Genomic DNA, 13,534 nt, shown 5'->3' on the forward strand with positions numbered 1-13,534 from the left:
GACTCAAAGAGGTGTCATGATGGCTCAAGAAAATCTTGCTCCCCGTTTCAGAAAGCCGGGGTTCCGCGACCCTAAGCTGCTGGCGGGCGTCCTAATTATTCTTCTCTCGGTTCTGGGCGTCGTCGGCCTTATCCGAGCTACCAACCAGACTCAGCCCTACTATGTTGCCAGTAAAGATATCGGTATCGGCGAAAAAATTACCACCGATAACGTGACAACTGCCCAGGTCAAGCTAGGTGAATCAGCAGGTCTCTACCTTTCGGCGGAGCAAGTAATCGCTGACGGGTCGGTAGCTACCCGTCCGCTAGCTGCGGGGGAGCTTCTCTCACCCCGGTCGCTGTCCACCGAGGTAAGCGACGGGCGCAGGCTCGTTACCCTGCTACTTGATCAGTACGCGGTAGCCGAATATGCTCCTGGCAATCGGGTAGATATTTGGGTTGCCTACAAAACAGAGGGGGCCAACTCGTACGGTGATCCCGTGGTCATCGCAGAATCAGCCGAGGTGCATTCTGTAACGGCCCAAGAATCTGTGATTGGAGGAACCGGCCGTTCGGCTGTTGAATTGTGGGTAAACCAGGACGTCCTGCCCACAGTCCTCGGTGCCACCAGCAAGGGAGCGGTCATCAGCCTGGTTCCGTCGGCCTACGCACCGGGAGGGAACTAATGCAGGTTCCTATCGTTATTGTTGGTGATGAGGGCGGACGTTTCGTTTCAGCCATTGAGTCTCAACGTGGCCAGGTGAGCGTGGTCAGGCACGTGCACGATATCGGTGAAATGCTGGGACTTGCCCAAAGCGGCCTTGCCCGCGCTGTGCTGATCGTGACCGGGGGAGAAGAACTCACCCTTTCCATGGTTAAATCCCTGCACCACCTTGAGGTGGCAGTGTGTCTTGTCAACGACCAGGGAACCCAGCCACCTATAGAAGGCATCCACCCGATTGATTCTCTAGCCGATACCGCAGAGATCGTTAGCGAGATCGAAAAGGCCGTCGATACCCTGCTGAATTCAGAGCAGACCGGTGAGCAGGCCAACCAGGCCCAGCACGAGGAGCCTGCCCTCTCCGCCCCGGCTCAAAGTCACCCCATAAGGGGTGACGAAAAGCAGGACGCTCCTGCCCCCTCACCTGCGGAAGGGAAGATAGTAGCGGTGTGGGGCCCCTACGGTTCACCGGGACGCACCACCCTGGCCATCAACCTGGCAGCAGCCTACGCAGAAACAGGGTACTCGGTTTGCTTGGTGGACGCAGATACCTACGGGGCGTCCGTGGGAGCCGCTCTAGGCCTTACTGATGACTACTCAAGCCTCGCCCAACTCTGCCACCACGCAGACCGTGGAGGCATAACCCAACAACAGCTCAAGGAACTTACCCACACCGTCTCGCACCGCTCTCACTACTTCGACATCATCACCGGCATCAACCGACCAGATCGCTGGGTAGAGGTACGCTCAAACGCTCTCGACCTCGTACTCGATACACTGGTTTCAACATACGACCTGGTGGTTATCGATACCTCTTTCTGCCTTGAGGAAGACCCAGCCCTGAGCTTTGACGGTTTGACTCCCCAACGAAACGACGCAACCTTAACCAGTCTGGCGCGAGCTGACCACCTGATAGCTCTTGGCCTAGCAGACCTTGTGGGCGTACCGCGTCTTATCAAAGCCTACGACACCCTTAGCCAGGTACTTGGGCCAGCCCTTGATCAAAGAATCAGCATTGTCTTCAACCGCGTCCGCACCGAGGCCCTAGGCCCATCTGCCCAGGCCGCTCTCGAACACTCCTGGGAGCGATTCGGCCCCAGCCTGCCCATAGCAGCCCAGCTACCAGAAGACAGCCCAAGCGCTGATAAAGCCCGCCTAGCAGGAACAACAATTCTTGAAGTAGCCCCACAAACAGAACTGGCCCGCCAGCTACAGGCGCTCGCCGACACCAGCCAAAATACCCTAGGGATCGGAAAACCTGCCCCATCACTAGCGCCCCCTCCGAGCCCGAGCATGGTAGAAAAGAAGAAGCCCTGGGTGCGATTTACCCGCCGCCCCCGCTCCTAACCCACCCCGCCCAGACCACCAGGAGGCCCCCTTGTCACTCACTGAAATCCTCATGCGCACCGGCGCTTACGGGCCGGGCGATATCGAGTGGCTCCACCTGCTCACTAACGAGTGGCAAATCATTGCAGATACCGGCTACTGCGACCTCATGCTCTGGGCGCCCCAAGCCGACACCATCGAGGGCTACTTCTCCCTGTCCCAGCCGCTGCCGGCGTCCGCTGGGTTCATCAACCTCGCCCAGATTCGCCCCTCCACCACCCACACGGTTTTTCACACCGACTGGGTCGGCAAAGAGCTCGACCCGGCCCTCTGCGAGCGGGCGGTCGCAAGCTGGAACAGCCAAACCCCCAAGACCCTCAATGACGAGCACAACCTCACCGATATCGTCCTTGATACCGAGTTCATTCCGCTAATACGCAATGACAGACCCGTAGCCCTCTTGTCGGTCCACCGCGAGAGCCTGGGTACCCGAAAGCGCCAGAAAGCGGAGAGGGTCTACCGCGACGTCTCCCATCATCTTCTACAGATGGTCTCGCGCGGTGCCTGGCCCGAGTTCTCCGCCCCTGTTGGAACGGCCCACGGCAACCCCCGTGTGAGCGACGGCTTGGTCATGCTTGATACGGACGGACGGGTTACCTACGCTTCACCTAATGCTCTGTCTATCTACAAGCGTCTCAACTACGCAGGTGACATGCTCGGTGCGAGCCTACTCGATATCACCCGGGCCCTGCTACCTGCCGGTGAGAAGGCGGACGAAACCCTACCCCTGGTTCTTACCGGGCGCATGCCCTGGCGCGCAGAAATCAAAGCCAACCGCAAAAACGTCACCTTCCGTGCCATCCCCCTGCGCCATTTTTCACGCCTGGGCGAAGAACGCTACGGGGCCCTGCTACTCTGCCGCGACGTCACCGAGCTGCGTCGCCGAGAGCAAGAAATGATGTCGAAAGACGCTACTATCCGCGAAATCCACCACCGGGTCAAAAACAATCTCCAAACAGTCTCAGCCCTGCTTCGCCTGCAATCGAGACGCATGACCACCCCCGAAGCGAAGGAAGGCCTGGAACAGGCGATGCGCCGTGTCTCCACTATCGCGCTGGTACACGATGCCCTTTCCCAGGGGCTAACTCAGGACGTAGACTTTGATGACCTCATTAGCCGACAGTTTAGGCTTGCTGCCGAGCTTGCCTCGCCAGGGCAGCACGTTGCCACCCGGATCGAGGGATCTTTCGGGAAGCTACCCAGCCAAATTGCCACCCCTCTTGCCCTCGTTATTAATGAGGTTGTGGCTAACGCGGTAGAACACGGTTTAGCTGGAGAAACCGGTACCGTAACCCTCGGTTGCCAGCATCGCTACTCAGAAGGGCAAGAGCACAGCATTATCGTGACGGTTCAAGATAGCGGCCCCGGAATTAGCGCCGAAAAAATTAGAGAGCTAGAGGGAACTGGCGGCGGAACCGGTCTAGGGACTCAAATTGTTAAAACCCTGGTAGCCAGCGAGCTCAACGGTACTATTCACTGGAGTCTTGCTCCTGAAGGCGGAACACTGGTGACAATTGAAGCTGCCATTGTGTAGCTAAAGGAAAGCCGCATAAAAAGGAGGGGCGAACCGGTACACCGGTTCGCCCCTCCTAAAGAACACTTACATGAAGTTGCTACTATGAGGCCCTGCGGGCTCGGGCAGCACGTCGCTTCATAGCGCGACGCTCGTCTTCACTCATACCGCCCCACACACCAGAATCCTGGCCTGTTTCGATAGCCCACTGCAGGCAGGTATCCATCACAGTGCAGCTGCGGCAGACATTCTTAGCTTCTTCAATCTGAAGAAGGGCGGGCCCGGTGTTTCCTACGGGGAAAAAGAGTTCAGGGTCTTTCTCAAGACAAGCAGCACGGCTACGCCAATCCATTAGCATGCTCTCCTATAGGGTTTACCGGATTAAAGCTGAGGCAAAGTAGCTCAGCAACTAACAAAAAAATCTGGCCCCTTTCCTAGAAGGAGCCAAACTTGAACCTCAATAACTTTCCCACGATATGGGGCGTCATACAAGGGGGTTGTGAGCGAAAATCTGCTTGCAGCCCTGAGGTAAATGTCACAGGCGGGTGCACAAAGGGGTGCCGGGGTGAGAGGTGACACTCCCGGGTGCCTATTCTAGATAGGAGACCCTTTCTTCGTACATAGAGAAATGAGATAAACGTGGCTTCTTCCAGCGTTTCAGCCCTTCCAATTCCCGTGAAAATCTTGGTTGGGCTGAGCCTCCTTCAGGCCCTGTATCTAGTGGTTACTGCTCTCATCGGGACTTTCGCTTCTTCCGATATTGGGGGAGCGTCAGTTATTGCCTCCTTTTATTTCATTATTGCCCTGGCTCTCGCCGTGGGCGCTGTTGCCGTGTGGAAGGCGCAGCGGTTTGGGCAACCTCTCGTGCTTGTTTGGCAACTCTTCGCGGTCATCATCGGCGTTCAAACTACTCTGGGCGGAGATTACCTGGTAGGGCTAGCAACGGTAGGCATAAGCGGAGCTGTCATCCTGCTACTTTTTACCCGCTCTACTCTTGAGCATCTGGCTCCTTCCTCCCGGTAACCTGTTAGTCGGGTAAGGCTGCCTGAAAAGCCGTAATAGTTGCGTGATCAATCATGACTCCCCGCCCTGCCGGGAGCTGGCCGTAAGTTTTAAGGTCAAGGGGGAGAGGTACGCCCGGGTAGAAGGACATGTCTGCGGAGCTATGCGGGGTAAGGACGATACCCGTAGAGGTACCGCTGAGGGCAGCAAGAATCGGTGAGCTACTCCACCGTGGCCAGGGTGTGTAGGTCACGACAACAGACCCAAACTTTTCTTTCTGGGCTAGTATCGTCTGCTGTATATCGTGGCTGAGCTTATCAAGGTCGTCGATGAGCAGAATGGGGCGGAGCCCCAGGCTCTCGCTCCGTGCAAGAGCTTGACTGATATCTTCTGCTGCGGTGCCGGTATCTGATGAAATAACAATGAAGAAATGCTCAGGATTAGCTTGGACGAGGGTCGTAAGTAGGCTCGTTTTTCCGGATCCCCTCGGGCCGCTGACGCTGATAAATCCACCTCGCAAAGGCGGGGTAAAGGCTACCGAGCCGTCCCTGAGTACACCGCAGGCGAGCGCGCCGGTGTGGGGCTTGGCTGCTGACGGGAGGGAGCTGACCGGGGAGTGCAAGGGGAGCGGACGCCAGGAAAGCCAGTATCTGTGGGAGTCGCTTAACAGGTGGTTAGGGCCTTGCCGAGCACCGGTCTTTGGGGCAGCTAGCGGAGCGCTGAGCTCTGTCCAAGCAAGTGTGCCTGCCTGTACTTTTCCTTCTGAGGAGTCGTAGATAACCTTTCCTTCTATCGCAAACTGCCCGCTGCCCGGCAGGGTGTAATCCCTAGTGTGGGTACGAAGAGGGTCATTCTCAACAGCTGCTCGAGTCATGAAGGTGTGCTCAAAGATATGCTGGTACTTACCTCGTACACCTGTTACTGAAGTGCAGAAAACCTGAACTGTTGGGTGATCACCCAAGTTGAGAATCTGTTGCAGGTGAGCTTCTGCAGCCGGGTACCGTTGGAGCGTATCTAGCAGTGTTTCTAGCGTATCTATGATGAGGAGCTGGCCCGGTCCTGGGGTTTCTGCGCAGCAGGCTAGAAGGTGCTGAAGATAGTTGGAATCCTGGTAGGTAAAGACGTCAAACTGTTCTGCGTATTCCTTGCCCCAGCTGCGTATCTCTCGTGCGCGCTGTTCTGACGGCGTAAGACATAATACGGCGTACCCTTGAGCGAGAGCTTGAAGGAGGGTTGCCCGAAGCGCAGGTATCCACTCATTGCTGCCTCCCTGTACTAAAATTGGGCCATCTTCCGCCGACCAGATAAAGGGGGCTTGAAACCCTAGTTCTGCTATCTCGTACTGGCCGAGCAATAAGGCAAAGGGGCCAGCAGACTCCGGCAAATCCGTATGGCAAGGAGCTGAGAGTGATGCCGGAATTGGCTGATAGGTCGGTAGCTGATGTGCAATTTGGTAGGCCTGGTAGATAGCCGTATTGGTGGCAACGAGTTCTGCATCGCTCAGAGCCTGGCAATCGGTGGGCTCCTGGGAACCAGGCAAATCGAGCACAAAACGTGCTCGGCATCGTCCTTGGTGCTCTTGCCTGTAAAGTCCCGTGATTAAAGGAGCTTGAAACTCAACCATCTCATTATCTGCACTCCGTAGAAGGCCCCGCCCTGGGAAGCTAGCAGAGATATGAGAAGCTTCTTCCGAGCCTAGAACATTGAAAGATTCCTGGGCAGAACTTACTCTAAGGCACATCACTGTTGAGATATTTGCCCTGATATCGGGAGAAATTGCTCCCTGCGGGCGCTGGGTAGCTAGGACGAGGTGGTAACCCAGCGACCTGCCAATCGTAGCTATCTTCATCATTTCGCTCATAATGTCTGGGTAATCATCGACAAGCATGCGAAACTCATCGATGCAGATAATTAGCTCCGGAAAATCAGGCGCTGTGCGGGCGTTTCTGCAGAGGTCGATATAATCGTCATAGGAACTGACGCCCAACTGCTTCCAGACCTGTTTGCGGTGGGTAAGGTCTGCCCGCAAGAACTTCATAGTGCGCATTAGCTGAGACGCGTCAAGGTCAGAGATGAGCGAAACACAATGGGGTAGAGACGCTAGAGGGCCTAAACCAGCACCACCTTTGAAATCTATGAGGACGAAGGAAAGACGCTGAGGCGGGTAGCTGAGGGCTGCAGACCATAGCAGGGAACGAAGAAGCTGGGACTTACCTGAACCTGTAGTCCCTGCACAGAGAAAATGCGGGCCATGATGCACAAGGCCGAGTTTTAGGTCATCGTTACTTTCACAGGCTAGCCCCGCATACAGAAAGATCTCTTCTGCCCATAGATTCCCCGGCTGGTTACCCTCCGGCAGCTCAGGGAGAGCATAAGCAGGTAGTTGAGAAGTATTCGTTGCTGCAACGCTAACTCTCTGGAGAAGAGAGGATGTAGTGACTCTTCCCCAACTCGCCAGGAGAGCACAGTAACGCTCTTCGCTGATTCCGTCTAAAACGACGTCATGCCAGCTCGTTGACTGAGAAAAGAGCTCTGCAGGCTCTTTATGAAGCCCTTTGTTGGCTAAGGGAAAGGGGAGAAGCTGTGGAGGTAAGGACGGCGGCAGATAGGAGCACACCAAAAAACCTGTTTCTAAACTACTGAGCTCTGCAAGAGACACCGTGCACACGTTTGCTGCTGCAAGAAGCGGGTCAATGAGACGCAAAAACCAAGTAGCCTCCTGCTCCTGAACAAGAAGGTAGACCGGCTGATTCTGAGCCAAGAGCTGGCAGAGGGCTAAACGCTGGGTCGAAAGAGGAAGCCCAGAGACTAGGGGCGCAAGTTCTTCTACGCTTATGACATAAGGGGCTCCCTGGACTTCAGGGAGGCTCCCTAGCTCACGTTGCTTGCCTCTAATTCGTACTGGCCGGGTGCCTCGTCCTATCACGATGCCTGTATCAGCATCAACCTGGTCAGCCCCGCGGTAGCGGGCTATAGCGTCCTCTTCCTCCCGAGCAAGCTGCGTTATCTGACGGCGCACAGAGGATCTTTCGCGCCCCTGAGAAAAAGCGTGAAGTCCCATTAAGAGTGAGGACCCACAGGCCATGAGAAGAACAAGCCACAGCTGGGTCAACCAGGCAATCAGAAGGCCCACAATGAGAGGTAGAACCATCGTTGCTACCAGTAGCAGCTTGGACTTAGGGGCGGGAGCATCAATGTCTTGAACTACCGGGTCACGAAAGAGGGGAGCGCGGTACTCATCTTGGTCAAGCACAAGGACGCTCCCACCCAGAATAAATTTTTCCCCTACCTCAAGTTTGCGGTGGGAGCCCTCATCCGAGAAATACACACCGCTAGCCGTCACCTCTAGGAAGCCCTCAATCGGTGCAAGCGCTGGGTCGTCGATTGTGAGCAGGGAGGCCTGCCTACCAATTTCCCAGCTACCTCGAGACAGCGGAAACTGAGAATGAGAATCTGGCCCGTGCACCACACGTAAGGTAAACAGGGCCTTCTCCTCTGGGAAAGGAAGAACTGTTGCATGAGATGCAAGGGGCAGCACCGTGAGCTGGGCACCACTAGTCCAGGGAGCCTGGCCGGGAGTAAGCTCCCTGATATCTTGCCCCTGAACACCCCAACTGAAATTATCGCTACCCCACACATTAGAGAGTTCTCGGTAGATATCTACTCCAGTTGTGCCGGGCGAATAATCAAACTCCACTGTCCGGTAAGATCCCGCCGGTGGCTGCTGGACGCGCACTAAAAGCTTCATAAAGCTACCTAAGTTCTGGAGACCTGCCAAGGCAAGGGCGCAAAACGTAAAAACAAACTTTCGCCGTTGTTTTTCGGCTGAGATGCGAAAAAAGTCGAAATTCTTTCTTAAAAATCACTGCTACAGGGGTGACCGGGGAATAATCACACGATCTTTGCAGCCTGTTAGCGGGTAGCCGCCGACTATATCCGGTACTTTTGTTATTAACTGTGTTTGCCTTGCCGTCAAGGAACACACCGAAGTTAAGCTTCTACGCTGTAGTAGCAGAGCATGGTTGCCAGACTCCCCACGATAGCTGTGCAACCCCTAACAAGGAGTAAGTTAAGTGAACGCTGATCTCGTAGTCGTAGGCTCTGGCCTCTTTGGCCTCACCATTGCAGAGCAAGCTGCTACCCAGCTTGGCCTCAAAGTAGCCCTGCTCGACCGCCGTCATCACATCGGCGGTAACGCATACAGCGAAAACGAAGAGAAGACAGGAATCGAAGTTCACCGCTACGGCGCCCACCTCTTCCACACCTCTAACGAACGCGTCTGGGAATACGTCAACCGTTTCACCGGCTTCACCAACTACACCCACCGTGTTTACACCAACCACAACGGTATCGTGTACCCCATGCCCATCAACCTGGGCACTATCAACCAGTTCTTCAACGCCGCCTACTCACCGGCAGAAGCCAAGGCCCTGATTCAGGAACAGGCCGGTGAACTCGCAGGAACCGACCCCAAGAACCTGAACGATAAGGGGATCTCTCTCATCGGGCGTCCGCTCTACGAAGCCTTCATCAAGCACTACACCGCAAAGCAGTGGCAGACCGACCCCGCTGACCTGCCCGCGTCCATCATCTCCCGTCTGCCCGTGCGCTACAACTACGACAACCGCTACTTCAACGACAAGTACGAAGGGCTACCCGTCGACGGCTACACCGCCTGGCTTGAGCGCATGGCAGCCCATCCCAACATCGAGGTGCACCTCAACACCGACTTCTTCGAAGAGGGCCACGAATACTCCCGTTCCAAGGTCCTAGGCCAGGTCCCCGTTGTCTACACTGGCCCCGTAGACCGTTACTTCGACTACGCCGAAGGTGACCTCTCCTGGCGTACCATTGACCTTGAAGAAGAAGTCCTTGATATCGAAGACTTCCAGGGTTGCTCCGTCATGAACTACCCTGATGCAACCCACCCCTTCACTCGCATCCACGAGTTCCGTCACTTCCATCCCGAACGTGACTACACTAAGGATGCCACCGTCATTCACCGCGAATACTCACGCTTTGCGGAAAAGGGCGACGAACCCTACTACCCCATCAACACCAGTGCTGACCGCGAGATGCTCCTCAAGTACCGCGAACTCGCTGGCGGAGAACAGAACGTGCTCTTCGGCGGACGTCTAGGTACCTACAAGTACCTCGACATGCACATGGCTATCGGTGCTGCACTCTCTATGTTCGATAACAAGCTCCGCCCCCACTTCGAAAAGGGCGAAAAGCTGGTATCTGGCGGAATCGAGGCCTAAAACTTATGCAGAACACCCAAGAGACCCCTATGAAAACCCTGCAGCGCGTTATCTTCCCCGAACGCGCTCAGATGGACACCGTATCGCTTTACGTCGATTCGGGTATTGCAACCGGCGTGCAGCTCTCCACCATGAACGGTGCCTTGAGTCAGAACGACTCTTTGAAGGACGAGAAAGCTCCGGTCAAGAGTAGCGGCGGTTCAGCAAACGAAGCACACACTGAAGACTTCATCGGTCGTCGCTCCACCCTCGTGCGCCCCGGTACCCGCCTCTCCTTTGGCACCTACTTCAATGCCTTCCCCGCATCCTACTGGAAGCGCTGGACTGACCTGACCTCCGTCCGCCTGCATATCCAGACTCACGGCGAAGGCACCGTCATCGTGTACAAGTCAAACGCTCGTGGCTCGCTGCAGCGTGTAGACTCCAAGCGCGTAGAAGGTGCTGCCACCACCCAGTTTGACCTCTCGCTGAAGCCCTTCGGTGATGGCGGCTGGTACTGGTTCGAACTCGCCGCTGGCTCTGAAGCTCTGGTGCTGGAATCAGCAGAGTGGCAGGGCGCTGATAACGGCAAGGCTCCCGGTCGCATCACCCTGGAAATTACCACCATGAACAAGCAGGAATTCTGCCTGAATAACCTGCGTTCTCTGGCTGCCAACCCCGAGGTTCTAGAGCATCTTCAAGAAGTCCTCATCGTTGACCAGGGCTCTCAGAAGCTCCAGGACGAGCCTGACTTTGAAGAAGTTGCTGCTACCTTGCAGGGCAAGCTTCGTATTATTAACCAGGCGAATCTGGGCGGTTCAGGTGGCTTCGCCCGCGGTATGTACGAGGCTGTAGAAAACGGTTCTGACTACGCCCTGCTGCTCGATGATGACGTGGTTGTTGAGCCGGAATCTATTATCCGACTGCTCACCTTCGCTGATATGTGCCGTAAGCCTACTATCGTAGGTGGCCACATGTTTGATCTGTACAACCGTACCGTTCTGCACACCTTCGGCGAGGTCGTCAACACCTATCGTTTCCAGCCTGACCTGCCCCACCAGGACCAGTCCCTGGGGCATGACTTCCTGCACTCCAACCTGCGTAGCACCCCTTGGCTGCACCGCCGCACTGACGTAGACTACAACGGCTGGTGGATGGACCTGATTCCTACCCAGGTTATTCGTGAGATTGGCCTGTCTCTGCCCGTCTTCATCAAGTGGGATGACGTTGAATTCGGCCTGCGCGCGAAAAAGGCCGGCTACCACACCGTCTCACTTCCCGGTGCCGCTGTTTGGCACGTATCGTGGATTGATAAGGACGACCTCGTAGGCTGGCAGGCTTACTTCCACATCCGTAACCGCATCATTGCTTCGCTGATTCACTCACCCTATGAGCGAGGCGGACGCCTGCTGCGTGAGTCGCTCTATGCAGACGTCAAGCACCTTATCTCGATGCAGTACTTTACCGAGCACGGTCGTATTATGGCGCTGAAGGATGTCCTTGCCGGCCCCGATCAGCTACATGACCTCCTTGCCCAGCGTCTGCCCGAAATTCGTGCTCTGACTAAGGAGTACACTGACGCCCAGTTCAAGGAAGACGTCGAGTCCTTCCCGGAGCCTCGGATGGCAAAGCCCCCTCGCAATGGCCGTGGTTTTGCTGCTCCGTCTTACCGCACTCTTGCTCCCTGGGCCTTGAAGACTGTCACTAAGCAGCTGGTCAAGCCTGTGCGCGATGAATATAAGCAGAACCCCCAGGCTCATATTGCTCACCAGGATAACCGCTGGTGGCGTATGTCCCAGTACGACTCGGCTCTGGTATCAAACGCTGAAGGTACCGCAGTTTCGTGGTACCGCCGTGACCCAGAACAGCTCCGTTCAAAGCTCATCGAGTCATCTAAACTGACCGCTCAGATTCTGCGTGAATGGCCTACTCTGCGCAAGCAGTATGCCGAGGCCGCAGAGCGTATTACTTCTATCGAAGAGTGGAAGAAGACCTTCGACAAGCATACGGAGTCAGAACTTACTCGATGAATGATTCGATGAATAAACAACTCGTAGCCCCCGGTAAGGGCCGTGGGCTACGGGATGTTTTTGCTAACAGATTTTTGCTAAAACTCCTGGTTGATAAGGAGATACAGGTAAGGTACCGGGGCTCGGTGCTCGGTATTCTCTGGTCCTATATCAAGCCTGGGGTGCAGTTCGCCGTCTTCTATATCGCCTTAGGTCTTTTCTTGGGGCTAGAACGCGGTATGCAGAACTACGCCATCTACCTATTCTCTGGAATGATCGTTATTAACTTCTTCTCTGAAGGGTTTAGTAACGGGGCTAAAGCCATGGTAGTTAACGGGGCGCTCATCAAGAAGATTTATCTACCTCGTGAACTGTTCTCGGTTTCAACGATTTGGGTGGCTCTTATCCATTTCCTTCCTCAGATTCTGGTGCTTCTTGGCGCGTGTTTCGTGGCTGGTTGGAGCCCTGATTTGAAGCAGCTGGGGGCGGCCCTGGTCGCCATGATTATCGTGATGATCTTTTCAGCGGGCTTGGGCCTTATCTTCGGTGTAGCTAACGTTTTCTTCCGCGATTCTGAGAATATTGTGGATATGCTCCTGATGGTTGCTACCTGGTTCTCACCGGTCCTGTACTCGTGGACCATGGTGCGCGATACCCTTTACCCCTGGGTAATGAACGTGTACATGATGAACCCGCTCACTGTGGCTGTTGAGCTCTTCCACTATGCTTTCTGGATGCCTACCCTTTCAGCTGAGTCTGCTGCACTGCCGGTATCTCAAATCCCTCCGCACCTTCTTACCCTGTGGGTACCTGTTGCCCTGGGTGTTTCTCTCGTGACCCTGTTCCTCGGTGACTTACTCTTCCGTAAGCTAGAGGGCAACTTCGCCCAGGAGCTCTGATTTACGTGGATATCAAGAAATTTGATTTACCACCCGTGGCAGATAATGCTCCTGTGGTTATCAAGGTTGAGTCTCTGGTGAAGCGCTTTGTGCTGCGCCATACTCGGTCGATGAAGGAGGCCTTTGTCTGGCTGATGAAGGGCCGTAAGGGGGACTTGAATGAGAAGTTCAATGCTCTTAACGGGGTTTCTCTGGACATTCGCGAAGGCGAGCGCGTTGCCCTGCTGGGCTATAACGGTTCGGGTAAATCTACCCTGCTCAAGCTGATTTCGGGTGTGATGCACCCGGATGAGGGCAGGGTATTGACCGGCGGACGCATCGCTGGGCTTATCGAGGTTGGAGCAGGTTTCCACCCCGATTTGACCGGGCGTGACAACGTATACCTGAACGCTGCCATCCTTGGTATGAGCAAGGAACAGATTGAAGCAAAATTTGATGAAATTGTTGAATTCTCTGAAATTGGCAACTTTATCGATACCGAGGTTAAGTTCTACTCGTCGGGTATGTACCTGCGACTGGCTTTTGCTGTAGCTGTTCATACTGATCCGGAGATTTTCTTAGTGGATGAGATTCTGGCTGTGGGTGATGAACCTTTCCAGAAGAAATGTATCGCTAAGATTCGAGATCTGAGCGCTGAAGGGAAAACCCTGGTTGTGGTGAGCCATGACCTTGATTTGGTGGCAAAGATCTGTGAACGCGGAGTGGTCCTGGACCATGGCTCTAAGCAGTTCGATGGCCCTATTGACGAAGCGATTGAATTCATGAGGGCAAAATCCCACTAAGGGA

Annotated in this window: 10 protein-coding genes; 8 read left to right on the forward strand and 2 right to left on the reverse strand. The window is 55.1% G+C overall.

All coding sequences use genetic code 11. The features are described from left to right. Window positions 1-16 precede the first annotated feature (16 nt). The 3 genes from L7A20_RS08305 to L7A20_RS08315 are packed head-to-tail and all read left to right on the forward strand — an operon-like array spanning window position 17 to window position 3,619. Window positions 17-664 carry an SAF domain-containing protein gene (locus tag L7A20_RS08305; protein ID WP_237207164.1) on the forward strand — a complete coding sequence of 216 codons (648 nt, stop codon included), beginning with the start codon at window positions 17-19 and terminating at the stop codon, window positions 662-664. After that, window positions 664-2,046 carry an AAA family ATPase gene (locus L7A20_RS08310; RefSeq protein WP_237223065.1) on the forward strand — a complete coding sequence of 461 codons (1,383 nt, stop codon included), beginning with the start codon at window positions 664-666 and terminating at the stop codon, window positions 2,044-2,046. The genes L7A20_RS08305 and L7A20_RS08310 overlap by 1 nt, the downstream gene beginning before the upstream one ends. 31 nt (window positions 2,047-2,077) lie before the next feature. Beyond that, complete coding sequence (locus tag L7A20_RS08315) at window positions 2,078-3,619, forward strand: sensor histidine kinase (RefSeq protein ID WP_272879218.1); 1,542 nt, start codon at window positions 2,078-2,080, stop codon at window positions 3,617-3,619. Window positions 3,620-3,701: 82 nt separating this feature from the next. On the opposite strand, the gene L7A20_RS08320 is transcribed toward L7A20_RS08315, so the two are convergent. Then, entirely contained in the window at window positions 3,702-3,950 is a 249-nt protein-coding gene (locus tag L7A20_RS08320) for a WhiB family transcriptional regulator (protein ID WP_135013289.1), read from the reverse strand. A gap of 287 nt (window positions 3,951-4,237) precedes the next feature. Here L7A20_RS08320 and L7A20_RS08325 point away from each other — a divergent pair, with 287 nt between their 5' ends. Further along, window positions 4,238-4,621 carry a hypothetical protein gene (locus L7A20_RS08325; protein ID WP_237223066.1) on the forward strand — a complete coding sequence of 128 codons (384 nt, stop codon included), beginning with the start codon at window positions 4,238-4,240 and terminating at the stop codon, window positions 4,619-4,621. A gap of 4 nt (window positions 4,622-4,625) precedes the next feature. Here the strand turns inward: L7A20_RS08325 and L7A20_RS08330 are convergent, their stop codons facing one another. Then, the gene (locus tag L7A20_RS08330; RefSeq protein ID WP_237223067.1) at window positions 4,626-8,348 is read right to left on the reverse strand and encodes an FtsK/SpoIIIE domain-containing protein; all 3,723 of its coding nucleotides are present in this window, start codon (window positions 8,346-8,348) and stop codon (window positions 4,626-4,628) included. Window positions 8,349-8,673: 325 nt separating this feature from the next. Between L7A20_RS08330 and glf the strand changes: the two genes are divergently transcribed. The 4 genes from glf to L7A20_RS08350 are packed head-to-tail and all read left to right on the forward strand — an operon-like array spanning window position 8,674 to window position 13,530. Then, the gene (glf, locus tag L7A20_RS08335) at window positions 8,674-9,861 is read left to right on the forward strand and encodes a UDP-galactopyranose mutase (RefSeq protein ID WP_237207161.1); all 1,188 of its coding nucleotides are present in this window, start codon (window positions 8,674-8,676) and stop codon (window positions 9,859-9,861) included. A 29-nt stretch (window positions 9,862-9,890) separates the two neighbouring features. Further along, the gene (locus tag L7A20_RS08340) at window positions 9,891-11,870 is read left to right on the forward strand and encodes a glycosyltransferase (protein WP_237195425.1); all 1,980 of its coding nucleotides are present in this window, start codon (window positions 9,891-9,893) and stop codon (window positions 11,868-11,870) included. An 8-nt stretch (window positions 11,871-11,878) separates the two neighbouring features. After that, window positions 11,879-12,748 (forward strand): ABC transporter permease, encoded by an 870-nt coding sequence (locus tag L7A20_RS08345; protein WP_377126142.1) that lies wholly within the window; start codon window positions 11,879-11,881, stop codon window positions 12,746-12,748. 5 nt (window positions 12,749-12,753) lie between these two features. Further along, window positions 12,754-13,530: an ABC transporter ATP-binding protein gene (locus L7A20_RS08350; protein WP_237185394.1), complete on the forward strand. Its 777-nt coding sequence runs from the start codon at window positions 12,754-12,756 to the stop codon at window positions 13,528-13,530. Window positions 13,531-13,534: the final 4 nt, after the last annotated feature.

Source organism: Rothia nasimurium (genome assembly GCF_928381415.1).
GTDB classification, from domain to species: Bacteria; Actinomycetota; Actinomycetes; order Actinomycetales; family Micrococcaceae; genus Rothia; species Rothia nasimurium_H.

Coding starts and splice junctions, on each gene's coding strand:
- L7A20_RS08345 (WP_377126142.1), top strand. CDS start 11,879: ATGAATAAACAACTCGTAGCCCCCGGTAAGGGCCGTGGGCTACGGGAT.
- L7A20_RS08310 (WP_237223065.1), top strand. CDS start 664: ATGCAGGTTCCTATCGTTATTGTTGGTGATGAGGGCGGACGTTTCGTT.
- L7A20_RS08305 (WP_237207164.1), top strand. CDS start 17: ATGATGGCTCAAGAAAATCTTGCTCCCCGTTTCAGAAAGCCGGGGTTC.
- L7A20_RS08330 (WP_237223067.1), bottom strand. CDS start 8,348: ATGAAGCTTTTAGTGCGCGTCCAGCAGCCACCGGCGGGATCTTACCGG.
- L7A20_RS08340 (WP_237195425.1), top strand. CDS start 9,891: ATGAAAACCCTGCAGCGCGTTATCTTCCCCGAACGCGCTCAGATGGAC.
- L7A20_RS08320 (WP_135013289.1), bottom strand. CDS start 3,950: ATGGATTGGCGTAGCCGTGCTGCTTGTCTTGAGAAAGACCCTGAACTC.